The sequence below is a fragment of the Janthinobacterium sp. 13 genome, assembly GCF_002749695.1.
GTDB classification, from domain to species: Bacteria; Pseudomonadota; Gammaproteobacteria; order Burkholderiales; family Burkholderiaceae_D; genus Janthinobacterium; species Janthinobacterium kumbetense.
In genome coordinates this window covers 5849538-5867969 of sequence record NZ_PEEQ01000001.1, presented here as the reverse complement: position 1 = coordinate 5867969, position 18432 = coordinate 5849538, and the positions used below count along the sequence as shown (strand labels likewise).

At 65.3% G+C, this 18432-nt stretch carries 20 protein-coding genes; 9 read left to right on the top strand and 11 right to left on the bottom strand.

The window, feature by feature from the left end; translation table 11 throughout:
• Nucleotides 1–12 precede the first annotated feature (12 nt).
• Nucleotides 13–1056: a LacI family DNA-binding transcriptional regulator gene (locus CLU94_RS25740; protein ID WP_099667744.1), complete on the bottom strand. Its 1044-nt coding sequence runs from the start codon at nt 1054–1056 to the stop codon at nt 13–15.
• A 106-nt stretch (nt 1057–1162) separates the two neighbouring features.
• Here CLU94_RS25740 and CLU94_RS25735 point away from each other — a divergent pair, with 106 nt between their 5' ends.
• Together CLU94_RS25735 and CLU94_RS25730 are read left to right on the top strand one after the other, a co-directional pair.
• Nucleotides 1163–2356: a phytanoyl-CoA dioxygenase family protein gene (locus tag CLU94_RS25735; RefSeq protein ID WP_099667743.1), complete on the top strand. Its 1194-nt coding sequence runs from the start codon at nt 1163–1165 to the stop codon at nt 2354–2356.
• A 27-nt stretch (nt 2357–2383) separates the two neighbouring features.
• The gene (locus CLU94_RS25730; protein ID WP_099667742.1) at nt 2384–3502 is read left to right on the top strand and encodes a Gfo/Idh/MocA family protein; all 1119 of its coding nucleotides are present in this window, start codon (nt 2384–2386) and stop codon (nt 3500–3502) included.
• A gap of 15 nt (nt 3503–3517) precedes the next feature.
• On the opposite strand, the gene CLU94_RS25725 is transcribed toward CLU94_RS25730, so the two are convergent.
• Nucleotides 3518–5527 carry a glycoside hydrolase family 3 protein gene (locus tag CLU94_RS25725; RefSeq protein ID WP_099667741.1) on the bottom strand — a complete coding sequence of 670 codons (2010 nt, stop codon included), beginning with the start codon at nt 5525–5527 and terminating at the stop codon, nt 3518–3520.
• A gap of 208 nt (nt 5528–5735) precedes the next feature.
• Between CLU94_RS25725 and CLU94_RS25720 the strand changes: the two genes are divergently transcribed.
• Both CLU94_RS25720 and CLU94_RS25715 read left to right on the top strand, forming a co-directional pair.
• Nucleotides 5736–6767, top strand: a complete 1032-nt coding sequence (locus CLU94_RS25720) for a helix-turn-helix transcriptional regulator (RefSeq protein WP_099667740.1) — start codon at nt 5736–5738, stop codon at nt 6765–6767.
• Nucleotides 6768–7159: 392 nt separating this feature from the next.
• Nucleotides 7160–7657, top strand: coding sequence for a hypothetical protein (locus tag CLU94_RS25715; protein ID WP_099667739.1), 498 nt, complete (start codon nt 7160–7162; stop codon nt 7655–7657).
• Here the strand turns inward: CLU94_RS25715 and CLU94_RS25710 are convergent.
• A complete protein-coding gene (locus CLU94_RS25710; protein WP_099667738.1) occupies nt 7654–8076 on the bottom strand; it encodes a winged helix-turn-helix transcriptional regulator in 423 nt (140 codons plus the stop codon). The genes CLU94_RS25715 and CLU94_RS25710 overlap by 4 nt on opposite strands.
• Before the next feature lie 162 nt (nt 8077–8238).
• Between CLU94_RS25710 and CLU94_RS25705 the strand changes: the two genes are divergently transcribed.
• The 4 genes from CLU94_RS25705 to CLU94_RS25690 all read left to right on the top strand — a co-directional run bounded on the left by CLU94_RS25705 (nt 8239) and on the right by CLU94_RS25690 (nt 10597).
• Nucleotides 8239–8811, top strand: a complete 573-nt coding sequence (locus CLU94_RS25705; RefSeq protein WP_099667737.1) for an FMN-dependent NADH-azoreductase — start codon at nt 8239–8241, stop codon at nt 8809–8811.
• Nucleotides 8812–8932: 121 nt separating this feature from the next.
• Complete coding sequence (locus CLU94_RS25700) at nt 8933–9220, top strand: putative quinol monooxygenase (RefSeq protein WP_099667736.1); 288 nt, start codon at nt 8933–8935, stop codon at nt 9218–9220.
• A 79-nt stretch (nt 9221–9299) separates the two neighbouring features.
• Nucleotides 9300–9866, top strand: a complete 567-nt coding sequence (locus CLU94_RS25695; protein WP_099668498.1) for a hypothetical protein — start codon at nt 9300–9302, stop codon at nt 9864–9866.
• A complete protein-coding gene (locus CLU94_RS25690) occupies nt 9866–10597 on the top strand; it encodes a hypothetical protein (RefSeq protein WP_099667735.1) in 732 nt (243 codons plus the stop codon). Before CLU94_RS25695 ends, CLU94_RS25690 begins: the two co-directional genes overlap by 1 nt.
• Nucleotides 10598–10653: 56 nt before the next feature.
• Here CLU94_RS25690 and CLU94_RS25685 read toward each other — a convergent pair whose 3' ends face one another.
• The 7 genes from CLU94_RS25685 to alkB all read right to left on the bottom strand — a co-directional run bounded on the left by CLU94_RS25685 (nt 10654) and on the right by alkB (nt 17162).
• Entirely contained in the window at nt 10654–11388 is a 735-nt protein-coding gene (locus tag CLU94_RS25685; RefSeq protein WP_099667734.1) for a hypothetical protein, read from the bottom strand.
• A gap of 53 nt (nt 11389–11441) precedes the next feature.
• Nucleotides 11442–13889: a penicillin-binding protein 1A gene (locus tag CLU94_RS25680; RefSeq protein ID WP_257218999.1), complete on the bottom strand. Its 2448-nt coding sequence runs from the start codon at nt 13887–13889 to the stop codon at nt 11442–11444.
• A gap of 86 nt (nt 13890–13975) precedes the next feature.
• Complete coding sequence (locus tag CLU94_RS25675) at nt 13976–14371, bottom strand: hypothetical protein (protein WP_077405239.1); 396 nt, start codon at nt 14369–14371, stop codon at nt 13976–13978.
• The gene (gene blaOXA / locus CLU94_RS25670; RefSeq protein ID WP_099667732.1) at nt 14368–15186 is read right to left on the bottom strand and encodes a class D beta-lactamase; all 819 of its coding nucleotides are present in this window, start codon (nt 15184–15186) and stop codon (nt 14368–14370) included. The genes CLU94_RS25675 and blaOXA overlap by 4 nt, the downstream gene beginning before the upstream one ends.
• 100 nt (nt 15187–15286) lie before the next feature.
• The gene (locus CLU94_RS28510; protein WP_180278775.1) at nt 15287–15454 is read right to left on the bottom strand and encodes a hypothetical protein; all 168 of its coding nucleotides are present in this window, start codon (nt 15452–15454) and stop codon (nt 15287–15289) included.
• A 24-nt stretch (nt 15455–15478) separates the two neighbouring features.
• Nucleotides 15479–16408: a GTP cyclohydrolase FolE2 gene (folE2, locus tag CLU94_RS25665; protein WP_257218998.1), complete on the bottom strand. Its 930-nt coding sequence runs from the start codon at nt 16406–16408 to the stop codon at nt 15479–15481.
• Between the two features lie 91 nt (nt 16409–16499).
• On the bottom strand, nt 16500–17162 hold the full coding sequence (alkB, locus tag CLU94_RS25660; RefSeq protein ID WP_099667731.1) for a DNA oxidative demethylase AlkB: 663 nt from the start codon (nt 17160–17162) through the stop codon (nt 16500–16502).
• Between the two features lie 94 nt (nt 17163–17256).
• Here alkB and CLU94_RS25655 point away from each other — a divergent pair, with 94 nt between their 5' ends.
• The gene (locus CLU94_RS25655) at nt 17257–17727 is read left to right on the top strand and encodes a heme-degrading domain-containing protein (protein ID WP_034786432.1); all 471 of its coding nucleotides are present in this window, start codon (nt 17257–17259) and stop codon (nt 17725–17727) included.
• Here the strand turns inward: CLU94_RS25655 and CLU94_RS25650 are convergent.
• Nucleotides 17724–18416: an aspartate/glutamate racemase family protein gene (locus tag CLU94_RS25650; RefSeq protein WP_099667730.1), complete on the bottom strand. Its 693-nt coding sequence runs from the start codon at nt 18414–18416 to the stop codon at nt 17724–17726. The two genes, CLU94_RS25655 and CLU94_RS25650, sit on opposite strands and share 4 nt — an antisense overlap.
• Nucleotides 18417–18432: the final 16 nt, after the last annotated feature.

Here is an 18432-nt window from a genome sequence, read left to right as displayed (position 1 = left end):
CTCGCATGCCTGTCAATTCAGGCCATTCAGGGCGGGCAGGTTCCACGGCGTGACGATCTGGATGGCGGACAGGCAGGCCGGCTGCGCCAATGCCGGCAGCGCGCCCTGCGCCCGCAGGATTTCCTGGCAGGCGCGGCGCATGTCCTGGCCCAGGTCGTGGTGCAGCACGGCGTGGATGGCGCCCGACTTGAGCAGCGCCAGGTTGTCCGCGTCGAGGTCATGGCCGATGAAGACCTGGCAAGGCCGGCCCGCTTTTGCGAACGCCTGCACGATGGCGGCATTCCCGCCGCCGATGGAATACACGGCGGCGATGCCCGGATGGTCGGCCAGCGCCTGCCGCACCAGCGCACCCGTGGCGCCGTCGATGCCGTGGCCTTCGCTCACTTCGACGATGGATAAATGCCGGTGCCGTTCGCGCAGCGCTCGGCGAAAGCCGATCTCGCGCTCTTCCTCGCCATGAAAGCGGTTGCTGCTCAGGGTCACCAACACCTGCTGTTTTTTTCTCACGCTGCCCAGCCACTGGCCGACCAGGCAGGCGGCCGTCTCGCCCGCCGCCCGGTTATCCATGCCCACATAGCTGCGGCGCGCGGAAGCCGGCAAGTCCGTCACCAGGGTCACCACGGGGATGCCGGCCGCCGCCAGCCGGTTCACCGCCTCGGCCACTGGCGGCACATCCGGCGCCTTGAGCAGCACGCCGTGGCTGCCGTTCCTGCGGATGCGTTCCAGCAGGTCGACGATGCCGTCCACTTCCAGGGTTTCATGCAGGTGAAAGCGCGAACGCAGCACGGCCGGATGCAGCGACGGCAGCTCCGCCTCCAGCGCGGCGCGCACGGCATCCGTAAAGCGGCGCGGCGCCACCATCAGCACGTCGAGCATGAATTTTCTGCCGGACAGGCCCACCTGCGTGCTTTGCCGCGCCAGTTCATCCAGCGCCTGCATCACGCGGCGCACCGTATTGGCGTGCACGCCGCCGCGCTGCCTGATCACGCGGTCGACCGTGGCCACGCTGACGCCGGCCTGCAGCGCCACGACCTTGACGGGGAAAGGATGCGTCACGTGCTCTCCATTTCGGATTGATGGTTTTTTGATGGATTTTCTGATGAAAAATGCGGATTTTCATCCCTATACTGATTCTACAACTTAAATAATCAGGAGACACCGCATGCACATCACCAACGCCGGCGCCCAGCCGCCCGTCCCGTATTGGCTGACGCCGGAAAGCTGCGACCTGCAAGACTTCATCGGCACCGTCAGTTGCCGCACGGCGCTGGCCGACTATCCGCACGCCGCCGCGGTGCAGGAAAATATCCTCGTCTACGACTGCGACGCCGTGCGCGAACTGGCTGCCAATCCGGCCTCGCTGCGCGCGCTGCAGGCCGAATGGGGCAAGGCGCTGATGGATGGTCCCGGCGTCATCGTGCTCAAACGGGCCGTCACCGACATGGAGACGCTGGAACAGGCGAATCGCGTGTTCCGCGACCTGATCGCCGGGCAGCATGCCAGCGGCCAGACGGCAGGCGACCATTTCGCCAGGCCGGGCGCGAATGACCGCATCTGGAACGCCCAGCAAAAGCTTTGCCTGCGCGCGCCCGTAACGTTCGCGCGCTACTACGCCAATCCCGTCTTCGCCTGGATATCCGAGGCCTGGCTGGGTCCCGCCTACCAGATGACGGCGCAAGTGAACGTCGTCAATCCCGGCGGGGCCGCCCAGGCGCCGCACCGCGACTATCACCTGGGCTTCCAGAGCGCCGCCGCCTGCGCCGCCTATCCCGCGCCCGTGCACCAGATGTCTGCCCTCTTGACCTTGCAGGGCGCCGTCGCCCATTGCGACATGCCGCTGGAATCCGGTCCCACCCTGTACCTGCCTTATTCCCAGCGCTACCGGGCCGGTTTTCTCGCGTGGCAGCAGCGGCCGTTCCGCGACTATTTTGCCCGGTATTGCGTGCAGCTGCCGCTGTCGAAAGGCGACGCCGTTTTCTTCAATCCCGCCCTGTTCCACGCGGCCGGGCATAACCGTTCGCCCGACATCCGCCGCATGGCCAAGCTGCTGCAAGTGTCGTCGCCGTTCGGGCGCGCCATGGAAACGCTGGACCGCCGCGCCATGAGCGCCGCGCTATATCCCGCCTTGCAGGCGCTGCGCGCGCAGGGTGCCCTGGATGACGCTGGCGTCGGCCACGCGATCGCCGCCTGCGCCGAAGGCTATGCCTTCCCCAGCAACCTGGACCGCGACCAGCCCATCGACGGCATGGCGCCGCCCACGCAGCAGCAGCTCATGCGCGAAGCGCTGGCGCAGGACTGGCCCGCGGCCCGCTTCCTCGACGCCCTGGACAGCCACGCCTGGCGCCAGCAAGCCTGAATCCCCTACGCGTCTCGGAGACTCCCTATGCAAGACATCCACATCGGCCTGATCGGCGCCGGCTACATGGGCAAGGCCCACACCATCGCCTACAAGACCGTGGGCAGCATCTTTCCCACGGCCCGCAACCCCGTCTGCGCCTGCATCGCCACCAGCAGCGAAGAAGGCGCGGCGCGCAGCGCGCGGGAACTGGGCTGGAACAGGTCCACCGGCGACTGGCGCGCACTGGTCAATGACCCCGCCATCGACGCCATCGTCGTCGCCACGCCGCCCGCCACGCACAAGGACATCGTGCTGGCGGCGCTGGCCCTGGGCAAACCCGTGTTTTGCGAAAAGCCGCTGGGCATGACGGCCGCCGAATCCTTGCTGCTGGCGCAGGCGGCGGAAAGCGCGGGCGTGGCCAACATGGTCGGCTACAACTACATCCGCACGCCCGCCAGCCAGCTGGCGCGGCACATCATCGAATCGGGCGAAATCGGCGACATCATCCACGTCGCCGCCGAGCACGTGGAAGACTACCTGCACGACCCGCGCGCGCCCGCCTCGTGGCGCACGCGGGAAGCCACGGCAACGCGCGCCGGCGCGCTGGCCGACGTGGGTTCGCACCTGCTCAACCTGGCCCTGCGCCTGGGCGGCCCCGTCGACTCGCTAGTGGCCGACATGAATACCGTGCATGCGCGGCGCGACGGCCCGCATGGCATGGAAGCGGTGGACAACGACGACCAGGGGAATCTGATGCTGCGCTTTGCCAGCGGCGCGCTGGGCGCGCTGACCTTCAGCCGCGTGGCGGCCGGGCGCAAGATGGGCTACACCTACCGTATCACGGGGACGAAAGGCGCCATTGCGTTTGATCAGGAAAACCAGAATGCGCTGTGGCTGTACGACGCCAGCCGCCCCGCGCAACGCCAGGGTTTCCAGCGCCTGCTGATGGGACCCGCCCACCCCGACTACCTGGCGTTCAGCCAGGGCGCGGGGCACGGCACCGGTTACAACGAACAGATCGTCATCGAGGCGCGCGATTTTTTGCAGGCGATCGCCGGCGGCCAGCCGGTCTGGCCCACCTTCCGCGATGGCTACGAGGTGGACCGGCTGATCGACGCCGCGCTGCGCTCCGTGCAGGAGCGCAGCTGGATTACCCTGCGCTGACAGCAGGAGCTGTTGTCAGTATCCCAGGCCGTAACCGAACTTGTACAGCGGATGGGCCGTGTCATACGGCACGTCCGATTTCTGCACCTGCACTTCGGCCATCGACGACGGCAGTTCGAACGGCAGCTTGCCTTGCGGCTTGGCCTTGCCCGTCAGGACATCGAACAGCGCGCCGTCGCTGACGCCAAAGTTGGCGAGGATGGCGCTGGCCTTGTCCTGCACGTTGCCAAGGATGGCCGGGCGGTCCAGGTAGACGGTCACCACCGTCTTCGGCGCGAACTTCGCCGCGTTCTTGATGGCTTCGTAGTCGGCGTCGCCATCGACATAGTTCAAACGTCCTTCGTGCTGCATGCTGCCGAAGATGTAGTTCGGGTGCAGGATTTCATACGGCGCGGCCACGCGCAGCAGGGCCACGTCCGCTTCCTGGGGCGTGGCGACCACCGTGTAGCCATACTGCTTCGCCACGGCCGCATCGATGCCGTACAGGTAGACCTTCTTGACGGTGGCCGCCAGCGGCAAGACCTTGTCCTTGTTTTCCAGCAAGACCAGCGAGCGGCGCTGGGCTTCCAGGCCCGCCTCGAGGAAGTCCGCCTTGCCCACCGTGGTCGCCGCCTTGGCCGCATCGACGAATGGGTGTTCGAACAGGCCTTGCTTGAATTTCTGGATCAGGATGCGCCGCGCCGACGCGTTGATGCGCGCTTCCGTCAACTGGCCCCGCTGCACGGCTTGCGTCAGGTAGGGCGCTTCCGTCACGCCGCCAAACTGGTCCATTCCGGCCGTGACGGCTTTCACGTAACGCTCGGCCTTGGTGGCGTTTTCCATGCCCCACGGCGTGCCGAAGCCGATGAAGGAAGGCGCCACGCCGACCGGCGTGCCGTTGCGGCAATTGGCGTCGCAGTCGGACGTGATGCCCCAGTCGGACAGGATCACGCCCTCGAAGCCGTATTTACCGCGCAGCAAGTCCGTCAGCATGGTCTTGCTGAAACCGGCCGCCACCTGCTCCAGGGTGATGCCGGCTATGGTGATGTTGCCATCCGGCAACGCGTAGGTGGGCATGACGGAGGCCGCCTTGGCCGTGAAGGCGCCCTCGAACGGCTTCACGTGGTAGGCGAAGTTGTTGCCCGGATAAGTCATGTAGCGGCCATAGTAATTGTGGCCGTCGAAACCCTCTTTCGTGGCGCCGTAGCCGACCCAGTGCTTGACGACGGCCACCACGCTGCCGTCATGCAAGCCCGTATTGCCGTCCTGGAAGCCTTCGATATAGTGCTGCACCATGCGCTTGGCCAGGTCCGCATCTTCGCCGAAGGTGCCGTTGATGCGCGACCAGCGCGGCTCGGTGGCCAGGTCCGCCTGCGGCGACAGCGCTTGCGTGATGCCGACGGCCAGGTATTCCTGGCGCGCGATGTCGCCGAAGCGGCGCACCAGCGCATCGTCGCCGATGGCGGCCAGGCCCAGGGTTTCCGGCCACTGGGAAAATCCCTTGGTGCCGGCGCTGGCGCCCACCGTGTACTGGAAATGGTGGCGCGGGTCCGTGCTGATGGACACGGGAATGCCGTGGCGCGACGTTTCGCTGATTTCCTGCACCTTGTTGTACTGGGACGCCATGTTGGCCGTATCGCCCGCCATGCGCGTGATGAACGTGTTGACGTACTGCTTGACGATCAGGTCTTGCAGGGCCGTCAAGTCATACGCGCCGCCGAGGCCGATGCCGGAAGGGTCGGACACGGTGGGCGCCGTGCCGTGCATCATCAGGCCCGCCTTCTCGTCGAGGCTCATGCGCGACAGCAAATCGTCGGCGCGCGCCTCGGCGGACAGGCGCCAGTCTTCGTACGGGTCGATCTTGCCGTTGCGGTTCATGTCCTTGAAGGTATAGCCGTCGACCTTGAGCTGGCTATAGGTGGTGGCGCCGAACACGGGCTGCGTGTATTCCTCGCTGACGGTGTCGTTGCCGCAGGCGGCCAGGGCAAGCGTGGCGATGCAGCCGGCGACCACGCGGGCCATCGGTTTCAATGTGCAATTCATCATTATCTCCAAGACTGTTTTTGTAGGTATCAAGGCGCGGCAGCAAGGCCGGCCGAAAACAATATAGCGTGAGAATGCGTGAGTTTCTTGACCGCACAGCACGCGTTTTATACCCGCGAGAACAATTTTTGGTTAGACGGCACGACAACCAACAATCTCCTACAAAGTGCTAATATTTGTGAAAAATTACTACAACAAGCAGGAGACACCCTTGCACAAACCCGATACGCGCACGGTTTCGAACCGGATCGCGCAGCAATGCGCGCGCGCCATGCAAGCCGATGGGCACGACCCCGCCGACTTTTTCCGGCAGACGGGCATCACGCCGGCGCAGCTCGAGGAGCCGGGCGGACGCATCAACGCCGAGCGGCACCGCCGCATGACGGCCTACGCCCAGCAGCTGCCGCAGCACCGCGGCTTGCTCGACCTCGACGTGACGCACTGGTTCGCCCATTACTCGGGCATCGCCCACGTCTGCTTCAACCGCCCCACCCTGCGCAGCGCCCTGCACGAGCTGCTGCACTTGCGGGGCCTGATCGGCGAATTCGACTTCATGCTGATGAGTGAGAATGGGACGCGCATCGAGATCGAATACCTGTCCGAGTTTTGCCCGCTGGGGGGCGCCATGCAGGCGCTGGCCAATTTCCGCATGCTGTCGCTGGTGGCGCGCGCCTACGACGATGGCGCAGCCACGGCCTTCCATGCCGGCTTCCAGGGCAAGGCGCCGTGGTTCGCGCCAGCCATTGGCGAGTGCTTCGGCGCCGCCGCCACCTTCGGCCAGGCGCGCAACACGCTGACGTTTGACGCGCCGGCGCTGGACCGGCCTTTCGCCCAGTTCAACGCCATGCTGGCGCCGCACGCGCTGCGGCACGCGCAGGGACAATTGCAGCAGTTGCAGGGCGCGCAGCTGTTTTCGGCCCGCGTGGAGCAAGCCATCATCGATTTGCTGGGCCAGCAAGCCGACGCCGATGGCGCCGCGCTGCTGCCGGCCCTGTGCGACGGCCTGGCGATGAACCGCTGGACCCTGCAGCGCCAGCTGCAGCAGGAGAAAACGTCGTTCCGCGCGCTGGAACTGCGCGCCAAGAGCCGCGAATCGCGCCGTTTGCTGCGCGAAACGAGCCTGAGCGTGGTGGAAATCAGCGAGCGCCTGGGCTTTTCCTCGCAAAGCGCGTTCACCCGCTTCTTCAAGACCCAGTTCGAACTGCCGCCGGCGCGCTACCGGCAAGACATGCAAAGCAGTTAAAAGAACGGGAAAGGGCTGGCGCGGATACGCCATCACGCCATTTGGACTGCGGCCACCGCGCCGCCGGCACCCTGCGCCACAGCGGCCGCGCCCTTGGACAGGTGACACGTCAGGCGCACGTCGAGCAAGGTGGCGTCGCTGGTGCGTTTTGGGCGACCAGCCTGGCGACCGGCCCGACATGCTGGCGGCGATCAGGCAAGCGATAACCTGATCCGCGTCAACGGCGACAGGGAGCACCGTTGATGCGGGCCAATACTGCGCCATATTGCCGCCAGCGAGCCGTCCTTTGCAGGAACCACAGGCTTCGACACGGATCCAATGGTTTGGTGGCGTCAGGCAGGCACGCACAGCCCTGCCTCCGCTTGCCAAGGCCATCCACGCAGAGAGGACAATTGGATCCAGACATCGTCGCCTTGCAACAGCAACACAGCGCGCTGCACACAGCCGTACATGCACTGCAAAACAAGTGGTACATCACCCTCACGGTCGCCGCCGTACTGGCCGCGCTCGGCATTGTGTTGGCAACCTTCCTGTTCAATGCCATGACAGAGCTGGAAAAGACGAAACGGGAACTGGTCGCGGGCACGCGGGATCTGGAGCTGGCCAAGGCACAGGCCGGCAAGGACATCAGCGAACAGCGCGAACAAGCCATGAAGCAAGTTTCCTCGGCCGTCTACGCTGCCCTGGAAGCGAGCAAGGCGCCCATGATAGGCGCCTGGCTGGCGGAGGACCGCAAGCAGCGCGAAGAAAAAGATGTGTTGCAAAGCAAATGGATACGCTACATCTATGCCCAAGCCAATGCCAACGGCCAGACTAACCCCTATGCCAATGGCTGGTGGCAGGATAGCCTGAAAAAAAGCCAGCAAGCCGTCGATATCGAACTGCCTTAACGCCTCAATTCCTGCGGTGAGGACAGTTTCCCTGCATCATCGACCGGCGGCAACTGGGCATCAAACGCCAGCCGCGCCGCATCGATGGCGTCGCGGTGGCCATGGGCCCAGGCGCCCAGCGCGCTGATGGGGATCAACAGCGAGCGGCCCAGGTCCGTCAAGGCGTAGTCGACGCGCGGCGGCACGGTGGGAAACACGGTGCGCGTCACCAGGCCGTCGCGCTCGAGCCCGCGCAGGGTCAGGGTCAGCATGCGCTGCGAGATGCCGCCGATCAGGCGGCGCATCTCGTTGAAGCGCTTGGTGCCATTGCCCAGCAAAATCACCACCATCACGCTCCATTTGTCGCCCACGCGGGTCAGGATATCCGTGATCGGGCGGCAGGAATCGGCCACGCCCGCATGGCCGCCCTCGTCGCGCATGCGCCGTTCCAGCTCCGCTCCTTGCGCGGCGGCATCGCCAATAGTCACATCCGTGTGCCCCAGTGTGGAAAAAGTGCCTTCTTGTGCGTTCATTTGATAGTCACTATATTTAACTCGGTTACAAAAACATACCACCCGATCATACCACCCAAGAAGGCCCACATGAACATCCTGCACATCGATTCGAGCATCCTCGGCGAGCATTCCCTCAGCCGCCAATTGTCCGCCGCCATCGTCGCCCGCCTGCAAGCGGCCGCGCCGGGCGCCACCGCCCGCTACCGCGACCTGGCCGCGCAACCGTTGCCGCAATTTACGGCCGCGCCCGGCGCCGCCGACGCTGCCGCCTTGTCCGGCGCGCTGGAGCAGGTGCTGGCCGCCGACGTCATCGTCATCGGCGCGCCCATGTACAACTTCGCCATCCCCAGCCAGCTCAAATCGTGGCTCGATGCGCTGGCCGTGCCCGGCAAAACGTTCCAGTATGGCGCCAACGGCCCGGAAGGCTTGCTGGGCAGCAAGCGCGTGATCATCGCCTCGACGCGCGGCGGCTATTACGGCGCCGACACGCCGATGGCCGCCCTGGAACACCAGGAAAGCCATCTGCGCGCCTTCTTCGGCTTCCTCGGCGTCACGCAGATCGAAATCGTGCGCGCCGAAGGCGTCAAGGTCAGCGACGCCGCCAGGGCGCAGGCGTTGACGGCCGCGTTTGAACAGATCGGCGCGCTGCAGGCAGCGTAAGCGGCGGCGGATTTTCTGGCTGCGACGGAAACTGTTTCGGCGCAGCCAGACTGGACATGGCAGGCATGAAAGTCCAGGATGCGCTAAGCTGCATCCGCCCCATCACTACACAAGGACCACCATGACCCTGACCGTCGTCGCCACCATCGATGCCCAAGCCGACCATACCGACGCCGTGCGCGCCGCCCTGGAAGCCGTCGTGCCGCCGAGCCGCGCCGAAAGCGGCTGCCTGCGTTACGAATTGCACCTCGACAATAAGATTCCCACGCGCTTCGTCATGCTGGAAGAATGGACCGACAAGGCGGCCCTGACGGCGCACTACGCAACGCCCCACTTCCTGACCCTGGTGGCCGCCACTGACGGCAAGACCGTCAAGATCGACGTGGCGGAATTAAGCAAGCTGAAGTAACGGCCAGCAGCGCGTTCAAGCGCGCGGCCATCTTGGCAAGTTGCCATCTATAATATGGCAACTTTTCTTTATGGCCATCATGACATCCTTTTCCAAGATACCAGGCGCCCTTGCGGCCGCCGCCTTTACTTTCTGCGCGGGCGCCTCGGCGCAAGCTCCCCTGACCAAGCTCGTGGGCGACTACAACCTGGCCTCGTCGGCGACCGTGCCGGCCAGCACCTGGGGCTATTCCAAGGGACGCATTTCAGTCAAGCAACTCGATGACCAGCATCTGATGATCGTCCTGTCGTGCGAGTGGAAACGCGAGCCGAAAGCCGTCTGCGGCGACTATTTCTATGCCCAGCAGCGCGACGACGGCCTGTATCTGCAGGACATGAATACCTTCGCCATGCGTGTGTACTTCGATCCCGCCTCGCGCAAGCTCACCATCATCTCGCGCGGCGCCGATGCGAAACAGAGCGTGCGGCACGACGTGTTTGCCGCCACGACGGCGCCGCTCACGGACCCCGCCCTCGTGCGACGCATGAAACGCGAGGTGTCGAATGCCGACAGCAAGGAAAACCGGCGCGTGTTCGGCCCCTACACCAAGTGGGCTTATCAAGAAAACCGCATCGAATTCCAGCGTCAGGACTTGACGGCGCCGTGATGCCGGACCTGGTCCAGCCCCTGCGGCGCCAGCTGCTGCGCCTCGCCGGCACCCTGCTGTGCTCGCCCATGCTCGCGCGCGCGGCCGACGGCGGCCTGCCGCGCGACGTGCGCCAGCGCATCCTGGCCACCCTCGACGCACCGCTGCCCAAGGTGCTCAATGTGCACCACCTGGCGTTGATACGGCGTTTCAACATCGGCTGGTCGCCCGTGGAAAGCGGCGCGCCCATGCTCAATCCGGCGCACCCGCTGGGCAAGGGCGACACCTTGCAACTGGCCATGCAGGCCATCGGCACCCGCGACGCGCCCCTGGCCGCGCAGCGCCTGATGGAAGCGGCGCTGTTGCTGCCCCACTTCGTGCAGATGGCCGACCTGAAACCGGGCAGCTATGCCGACGGCAAGGCGCCGTTCACGTTTACCACCCGGCACCTGCAACTGCTGCGCCAGCAGTCGTGGCTGCCGCTGGAAATGCTGGGCACGGCGGCGGAAGACTACCTGGCCGAAGGCTGTTGGCCCACCCCGTCCGTCGACGGCAAGCGCCCGTACGGCGACTTCGCGAATTACCCGGTGGAAATGGCGCAAGTGCTGGGCCTGCCCGTGCGCCGGCAGGCGGATGGCAGCCTGGCCGTCACGCCAGCACTGGAAGCGGAACTGGAAGCGCTGCACGAGCAAACCATGGCCGCGCTGCAAGTGTTCGTGCGGCAGGCGGGATTGAGGCGCAACACGGTGTGAAGGCGGCGGGCATCAAAGCCATAGGCATCGCAGCTATCGCTCCAGGCTCTTGCAGCTCACTCCTTATCCAGGAAAAATCCGACAGGAAACAGGCCCTTGAGTTCCGCGCGCCGTCGTAAAAACATTGGGAAGTCATTTTCAACATCGTCAATATGTTCCGTTACCCTGACCAGGATACCCTCACCCATCTTTTCCACGAAAAATCCAGCGGCCAGCAGCCGCTCCACATCGATGCGCTGGCAAAAATCCGGCCCATAGAACATGGCCCACGCTACGTCCGGAATATCCGGCCTGAGGGACGCATTGAACGATCCCAGGCGAAAACTATCGTAGCGTTCAAGGTTGGCCAATTCAAGGGAAAGAAAGGGATGCAGCATCGCGATCTGAGGCGGAAAGATATGGCACCACTGCTTGAAAAGCACATGAAAATCGATGTTCCGGCTATACGCTGACGTGAAACTCACGCCACCGGGCACGATCTGGCCACGAATATTACGCTTTGTGTGGCTCACATAGCCGGTGGATTTGATGGTTTTTTTTCGTCGCCATGCGAATTCTTCCGCCACTTCAAACATGCCGCCGCCATAACGCAAAGTACAAGGCGCTGCCCAGCGCTGTTCCATCGCCATTTTTCCGGCGTAAGACTCGGTAAATTTATCCGGATTATGCGATATCTGCTCAGGCAAGAGCAATCCGGCGTGCTCCTCCAGCGTGTCGATGAACTGTTCGCCAAGCGCCCATGATGCCGTGGACGCCTTCGTGCGTATGGTAAGTTGAATATATGGTTTCACGCGTTAGCGGCATTCCAAAAGTATTGCGTTTCCAACCCCATCGACACAGCGGATTAACCTTGCGGTGCAAGCGCCGGCTGCGGTGCCGGTGCTGGCTGCGGCATAGGTTCCGGCACCGCCTTCCCATGCGATTCCTGTCCGCCCTCGCCTTCGGCCGGCATGGCCAGCGGCGCCGGCGGTGCGCCTTCCTGCAGCAAATCGCCCGGCTCTTCCACGGGTTCGTCCGCGGGCTCGTCGACCGGTTCCACATGGCGCAGCGGCGGTGGAGGCTTGCCGCCAGGGAAGATGGCGTCGCGCGACAGTTTTCCCGTGTCGAGCGCCGTCTTGAAGAAGTCGCCCACCACCAGCACGGCATTGTGACCGCCCTGGCCCCAGTAATTGCTGCGCATGGTGACGCGCGCGTCATTGAAACCGACCCAGGCGCCGCCCACCAGTTCCGGATGCATCAGGATGAACCAGCCATCCGCATTGTTTTGCGTGGTGCCGCTCTTGCCGGCCACGTCGGAGCGGATGCCGAAGCGGCTGCGGATGGCCGTGCCCGTACCGCGGTCGATCACGCCGCGCATCATGTCCGTCAGGGTGGCCGCCGATTCCGCTTTCATCGCGCGCTGCGGCTTGTCTTCGCCGAAGCGGGCGATGACCTTGCCTTCGCGGTCCGTGATGTGCGTGACGACGAACGGCAGGCGCGCCTCGCCCTGGGCCGCGATGCTGGCGTAGGCGTTGACCATTTCCAGCAGGGTCACGGGACTGGTGCCCAGCGCCAGCGACGGCACTTTTTCCAGCTTGCTGTCGCGGATGCCCAGCGCGCGCGCCAGCTTGATGATCGGCGACAAGCCGACGTCCTGCATCACTTGCGCCGTGATGGTGTTTTTCGAGTACACGAGGCCGTCGCGCATGGTCATGTCGCGCCCCGTCGTGCCGCTCATGTCCGTCGGGCGCCATATCGTGCCGTCGGACGCCTTGATATCCATCACGGCATCGCGGTAGACGTGCTCGGGGCTCAGGCCCTTTTCCAGCGCCGCGCCATACACGATGGGCTTGAAGGTGGAACCGGGCTGGCGCGCCGCCTGCGACACGTGGTCGAATTGTTCGCGCGCAAAGTCGCGGCTGCCCACCCAGGCGCGCACGGCGCCCGTGGCCGGGTCCATGGCCGCGAAGCCCGCTTCCAGGCGCGTCTTCGACTTGCGCAAGGCCGCCATGAAGGCGCGGTCGCCCTTCAGTTGCGCCAGCGCGTCGTCCGGCGTAGCGCCGGCCGCCGTCAGCTTGCGGTAGTCGCCCGACTCGCGCACGAAGGCGTCGAGCAGGGCCGGATGCGATTTCCAGAAATAATCGAATGGCACGCTGCCGCCCTGCATGCCCGCATACATGCCTGTCGACGTGGAAGACGGCACGCCGGCGCGGCTCCATTCCACGTCGGCGATCGCCTGCAAGGCATTCGCCTGGCGCTCGACGGCGCGCTCGGCCGCCTGCTGCAAATCCTGGTCCAGCGTGGTGTGCACGATCAAGCCGTCGCGCTCCAGGTTGTAATCGTTCTCGTCGGCCCAGTCGATCAGCCACTTGCGCACATACGCCGTGAAATGGCTGTCCGATTGCGCCCGCTCGCTCTGGCGCTCGAAATGCAGGCGCAGGGGACGCTTGATCAACTGCCTGTAGCGCGCCTCGTCGATGACATCATGTTTGCGCATTTGCCCCAGCACCACATTGCGCCGCTGCAAGGAACGTTCGGGATTACCGACAGGATTGTAGTAGTTCGTACCCTTGAGCATGCCGACCAGGGTGGCGCTTTCCAGGATGTCGAGGCGCGACGCAGGCTTGTCGAAATAGGTGCGGGCCGCCATTTCGATGCCGTAGGTGTTGTACAGGAAGGGTACCGTGTTCAGGTAGGCTTCCAGGATTTCCGTCTTGCTGTAGGTGGCCTCGATTTTGAGGGCCGTGATGAGTTCCTTCAGCTTGCGGTTCAGGTTGCGCGAGCGGCCGATTTCCTCGGGGAACATATTGCGCGCCAGTTGCTGCGTGATGGTGGAGCCGCCCTGGGGGTTGCCTCCCGCCGTATGCAGGACGGCGCCCGCCGTGCGCGTGAAATCGATGCCGTGATGTTCATAGAAACGGTGGTCTTCCGTCGAGATCAGCGCGCTGATCACGTTCGGCGAAATCTGTTTTAACGTGACCCGCTCCTGCAAGCCCTGGTCGAAGCGGGCCAGTTCCTCGCCATCCGCGCTGACCATGGTGCTCGGCGCGGCCGCGCGCGCCTGGCGCAAGTCGTGGATGCTCGGCGTCAGGGGGATCAGCAGCAGCATGTACAGGATCACCAGCGCCAGCACGGCCAGGAACGACCATAGCCCCAGCACCAGCGCGCGCCGCACGGGCGGCAAGGTCATCAGGTGCGCGTGGCCGCGCCGGTACAGCGCCACCGCCTTTGTCCACGCCACTCCCGCCACGCGCACGGCTTGCGCGCGCGTCCATGTCCATGCCTGCCGTGCTTTTTCCTGAAACTGCTCCATGCCTGATGCCATGCTTGTAACCTTGTCTGATGCCGGATGATCCGTTTCAGCAAGTATATAGGGCGGGCAACAAAGCGGGCCGGATTTTACGCCAGGCAAGCATCCAGGCGCGCCAGCGTAACGCCCACGTACGCGCCCACGCAGCGCGCATCATGCGTCGTAAACGGGTTTTCCAGCTGCAGCAAGCCGCAATCGCAGATGACGGGATCGACCTGGGTCACGACGCCCAGCGCCAGGTAGCGCCAGCCATCGAGCCGGCGCACGCCCTTTACGCAGCCGGGGTTGGCGCCGAAGATGGCGTCCCAGTCGTCCAGCTCGCTGGTCATGGGCCACAGTTCGAGCCGGACTTGCGTGCCGGCGGCCAGTTGCCCGCCGCCGAACTCGTCCATCACGTGCAGGCGCTGGCCCTCCACCTCGATGACGGCTTCCAGGTACTCGCCGTCGGAAGCGATGAAGGTGGCGGCGACGATGCTGGCCGTCACTTCTGCGCCTGCTCCAGCAAGGCAGGCAATTCCTTCAGCATGGCCTCGCGCGTGCGCAAGCCCGCGGACTGCTGGCCCTTCTGCTCGTCCTGCACCAGGCGCGCAAACACGATGCTGCGCTCGCCCTTGCTGGCCCAGCCCACGAACCAGCCGTAGCCATGCGCTTCGTCAAAGCTGCCGTCGGCCTTGCGCGGGAAGGCCGCGCCCGTCTTGCCATGCACTTGCCAGCCGCCCACGTCCGCCAGGCGGGTCAGGCGGCGCGTCTGCTCCATCGCCTGTTTGGTGACTGGCAACTGATCGTTGACCAGCTTGCGCAAAAAGCCCAGCTGTTCCAGCGGCGAGATCTTCAGCGAAGAACTGATCCACGAGCGCTCCAGGCTATTGTCCTTGCCCGGATCGCCCGACACATCCGCATTGCCATAGCGCAAAGCCTTCGCATATTTCTGGAAGCGCTCGGCGCCCAGCGCCTGCGTGACCTGCTGCGAATACCAGACGACGGAATACTGCATCCAACGCGACGGGTCCGTCTCCTGGCGCCACGCTTCGCCGCCCCAATCCACGTAGCCCTGGCGGTACGGCAGGGTCGGCTTGTGCTCGTCCTTGAGGAAGCCGGCGTCATAGCCCATCAGGCTGAGCGCGATCTTGAACGTGGAGGCGGGGGTGACGCGGTCGAGGCAATTACCCTCTTGCAACAAGACGGTGCCCGTTTTGGCGTCCGCCATGGCGGTGCAGATGGTGGCGGCCTGGGCTTGCGAGGCGGCCAGGACGGCGCCTGTCAGGCCGAGGATGAACGGGAAAAATGCGCGATATTTCATGGGCCTCCGGGGTTGGGGGAGCAGGACAAAGCGAAATTGTACCGGGCAGCGCCGCGCGATGCCAGCGATGATCGCGCCGCCTTGACTCCCGCGCCTGACGCTAGCGCCCCGCCGGCCCGCCGGGCTGGCGTTCCCGCTTCAGGTGCTCCTCTTCCAGCTCGTCCATGCCCAGCTTTTCCTCGTCGATCAGCGCATGCTCGCGCCGTTCGCGCTCCAGTTCCTCTTCCAGGCTGTCATCGTTGACGTCCCGCTCGATGTTCTCCGGCATGTTGCCCTCCTCCACGGTGGTTGACTACCAATCTCCGGCAAGCTTGCCCGCCTGCGCCACGGCATCGTGCGGATGCAGGCTTTCCATATGCCGTACGGTAACACGCGCCCGCGCATACGGTGGCACCAATGGCGCCAGCGCCGCCTGCACGCGGCGGGCCGCATCTTCCACATACATCAGGTTAGCACCATTGAGGCGCGCGAACGCCTGCTCGTCGGCCCGTTTCACGGCCGTCTGCAGCGGTGTCGCCAGCGCCGCTTCCACCACGTCGATCAGGGGAAACAGGTCCAGTTCCGCCTGTTCCGTCAAGGGCACGGTGACCGTCGCCGTGCTGCGCTGGCTGTGCGGCGTGGCCAGGCTCGCGTGTTCCCGCAGCCATTCACGCGCAGCCGCGCCATCGATGGGGCCCGCGCCGAACCGCGCCGCGAAGGCGTCGGCGAGCAATTGCCGCGCCAGCGCCGCCGAGCACGGACAGGTCGACGAGTAGCCGATCTCCACCGTCAAGGACAAGGCAAAGCCCTGCGGCGAAACACTGGCCTGCAGGCGCACAGGGTACGATTTCCAGCCGGACAGCCCCGCCGTCAGCAGCGCCGGCTGGCGCCGCAGCAGGGGGAACGCCAGCGCCAGCCTCGCCTGCGTGCTGCCGCAATCGGCGTGGCTGTCCACCATGCGCCGCAGCACGGCGGCCAGCGCGGCCGCATCGAGCGGCTGCGCGGCGGCGAACGCGTCGAGCAGCAGATACAGGCGCGACATGTGGATGCCCTTCACGTGCGGGTCGGGCAAGTCGACCTGCACGTCGGCCCAGGCATGCACTTGCTGCGCCTGCCCGCCTTCCTCCAGCCACAGGGGCAAGGCGATGCCCTGCATGCCGACCCACTCGAGCGGCAAGGCATTGCCCAGATGGGGGCCGGCCGCCACGTCAGGCAGGGGCGAGGAAATCGGATCGCGCTTCATGCTGGACACTCCATATGCAAACAAGTTGCATATCATGGAGAAAAACGGCCGCATTTGCAAGTGCCTTGCATTAATGGGGCGTATTGACCGATCAGCTGGCCTTGCGAAACGTCAAATTGATGCGCTGCGCGCCCAGCAGCGCGTGTTCGCCCTCCCTCAGGGGCGCCACGCCGTGGAAGCGCAGGCGGTCGGCGCCGCCCCACACCACCACGTCGCCATGCAGCAAGGCGATGCGCGCCGCCTTGTCGGCCCGCTCGGCGCCGCCGAACAGGAAGGTGGCGGGCAGCCCCAGCGAGACGGAAACGATGGGCGCGGTGAAGTCGCATTCGTCGCGGTCCTGGTGCAGGGCCATGCGCGCACCGGGGGCATAACGGTTGACGAGGCAGGCGTCGGGCGTGAAGTCGGGATAGCCGGCCGCCAGCGCCGCCTGCCGCGCCAGGCGCAGGAACACGGGCGGCATGGGCGGCCAGGGAAGGCCGCTGGCCGGATCGTGCCGCGCGTAGCGGTAGCCGCGCCCATCCGTGACCCAGCCCAGGGGGCCGCAATTGCTCATGGCAACCGACATGCGCAAGCCGCCCGGCGTGGCCATGTGGCGCAGGGGCGCCGCCAGCACGACGGCGTCCAGCGCCGGCAGCATCTCGTGCAGGTACGGCAGCGCAAAACCGCGCAGCAGGATCGACGCGCGCGAGCCTGGCACGAGCGGCGCCGGGCCGGCCGGGATCTGGTCTTCATCGGCAAACAGGGACAGGTTCATGCCGCTTATTTTAGCCGCGCCACGGAAAAAGCGCGCGCGGCCGGCCCATGGTGCGCTACAGTAGCGCTTCCAGCCACTACCGCCCTCCTCCACGATGGATCATTACGCCGACTTGCTGCAAACCCTGGCGCAACAGGAAGAATCCCTGCAATTCGAACGCTTCGACAACGACGCCGCGCTGGCCGTGGGCCTGTGGATCGTCGAGGAAGTGCGCAAGCGGGGCAAGGCCGTCACCGTCAACATCACGCGCAACGGTCAGATCCTGTTCCACCACGCCATGACGGGCGCCACGGCGGACCAGGCGGACTGGATACGCCGCAAGAACAACACGGTGCAGCGCTTTTGCCGCAGCTCCTATTACATGGGCATCTCGTACAAGAGCCGCGGCAGCACCTTCGAAGACGTGAAATACCTCGATGACATCGAGTACGCGGGCCATGGCGGCGCGTTCCCCCTGCTGATACGCGGCGTGGGACTGGTCGGCACGGTGACCGTTTCCGGCCTGGCGCAGGCGGACGACCACGCGCTGGTGGTGGCCGCGCTGCAGGCGCAGCTGGAACGCTAGGTTTCCAGCGCCCGGCGCAGGGCGGCGCGCGCCAGCAAGCGCGTGGAATCGAGCGTCGGCAGCGGCGAATTGGCGTCGCTGATGATCAGCGGGATCTCCGTGCAGCCGAGGATGACTGCGTCGCAGCCCTGCTCCCGCAGGCCGGCGATGATGGCCTGGAAGCGCGCCACGCTGTCCCCCTTGACCACGCCCGGCACCAGCTCTTCCATGATGATGCGGTTGATCTCGCTGCGTTCGTCCTCGCCGGGCCGCACGCAAGCGATGCCGCGCGCGGCCAGCCTGTCCGGATAGACGGCACTGTCGACCAGCCAGCGCGTACCCGTCAGGCCCACCCGTTGGACACCGCGCGCCGCCGCTTCGGCGGCCACGACGTCGGCGATATGCAGCCATGGCAGCGGCGAACGGGGCGCCATCAGCTCGAATGCCTGGTGGATGGTGTTGTCGGGGCAGATCAGGAAATCGGCGCCGGCGGCGGCCAGCTTGCGCGCCGACGCCAGCATCAGTTCGGCCACGCCTGCCAGGTCGCCCCCGTTCAGGCAATCCACGTAACGCGCCAGCGACGGCGTGTGCAGCGTCACTTCCGGGTGTTCATATGACCCCAGCGCATGCGCGCCCTCTTCGCAGATCGTGCGGTAGCACAGGGCCGCGCCTTCGGCCGAGCAGCCGACGATGCCGATATGTTGTGTCATGCGATCTTCCTTTTCA

Bases quoted from the DNA above. Each gene is read 5' to 3' on its own strand.
- CLU94_RS25700 (WP_099667736.1), top strand. From the start codon at position 8,933: ATGACCCTGACCGTCGTCGCCACCATCGATGCCCAAGCCGACCATACC.
- CLU94_RS25710 (WP_099667738.1), bottom strand. From the start codon at position 8,076: ATGCGCGACGAGGGCGGCCATGCGGGCGTGGCCGATTCCTGCCGCCCG.
- CLU94_RS25695 (WP_099668498.1), top strand. From the start codon at position 9,300: ATGACATCCTTTTCCAAGATACCAGGCGCCCTTGCGGCCGCCGCCTTT.
- CLU94_RS25655 (WP_034786432.1), top strand. From the start codon at position 17,257: ATGGATCATTACGCCGACTTGCTGCAAACCCTGGCGCAACAGGAAGAA.
- folE2 (WP_257218998.1), bottom strand. From the start codon at position 16,408: ATGAAGCGCGATCCGATTTCCTCGCCCCTGCCTGACGTGGCGGCCGGC.
- blaOXA (WP_099667732.1), bottom strand. From the start codon at position 15,186: ATGAAATATCGCGCATTTTTCCCGTTCATCCTCGGCCTGACAGGCGCC.
- CLU94_RS28510 (WP_180278775.1), bottom strand. From the start codon at position 15,454: ATGCCGGAGAACATCGAGCGGGACGTCAACGATGACAGCCTGGAAGAG.
- CLU94_RS25735 (WP_099667743.1), top strand. From the start codon at position 1,163: ATGCACATCACCAACGCCGGCGCCCAGCCGCCCGTCCCGTATTGGCTG.
- CLU94_RS25705 (WP_099667737.1), top strand. From the start codon at position 8,239: ATGAACATCCTGCACATCGATTCGAGCATCCTCGGCGAGCATTCCCTC.
- CLU94_RS25690 (WP_099667735.1), top strand. From the start codon at position 9,866: ATGCCGGACCTGGTCCAGCCCCTGCGGCGCCAGCTGCTGCGCCTCGCC.
- CLU94_RS25680 (WP_257218999.1), bottom strand. From the start codon at position 13,889: ATGGAGCAGTTTCAGGAAAAAGCACGGCAGGCATGGACATGGACGCGC.
- CLU94_RS25730 (WP_099667742.1), top strand. From the start codon at position 2,384: ATGCAAGACATCCACATCGGCCTGATCGGCGCCGGCTACATGGGCAAG.
- alkB (WP_099667731.1), bottom strand. From the start codon at position 17,162: ATGAACCTGTCCCTGTTTGCCGATGAAGACCAGATCCCGGCCGGCCCG.
- CLU94_RS25725 (WP_099667741.1), bottom strand. From the start codon at position 5,527: ATGATGAATTGCACATTGAAACCGATGGCCCGCGTGGTCGCCGGCTGC.
- CLU94_RS25650 (WP_099667730.1), bottom strand. From the start codon at position 18,416: ATGACACAACATATCGGCATCGTCGGCTGCTCGGCCGAAGGCGCGGCC.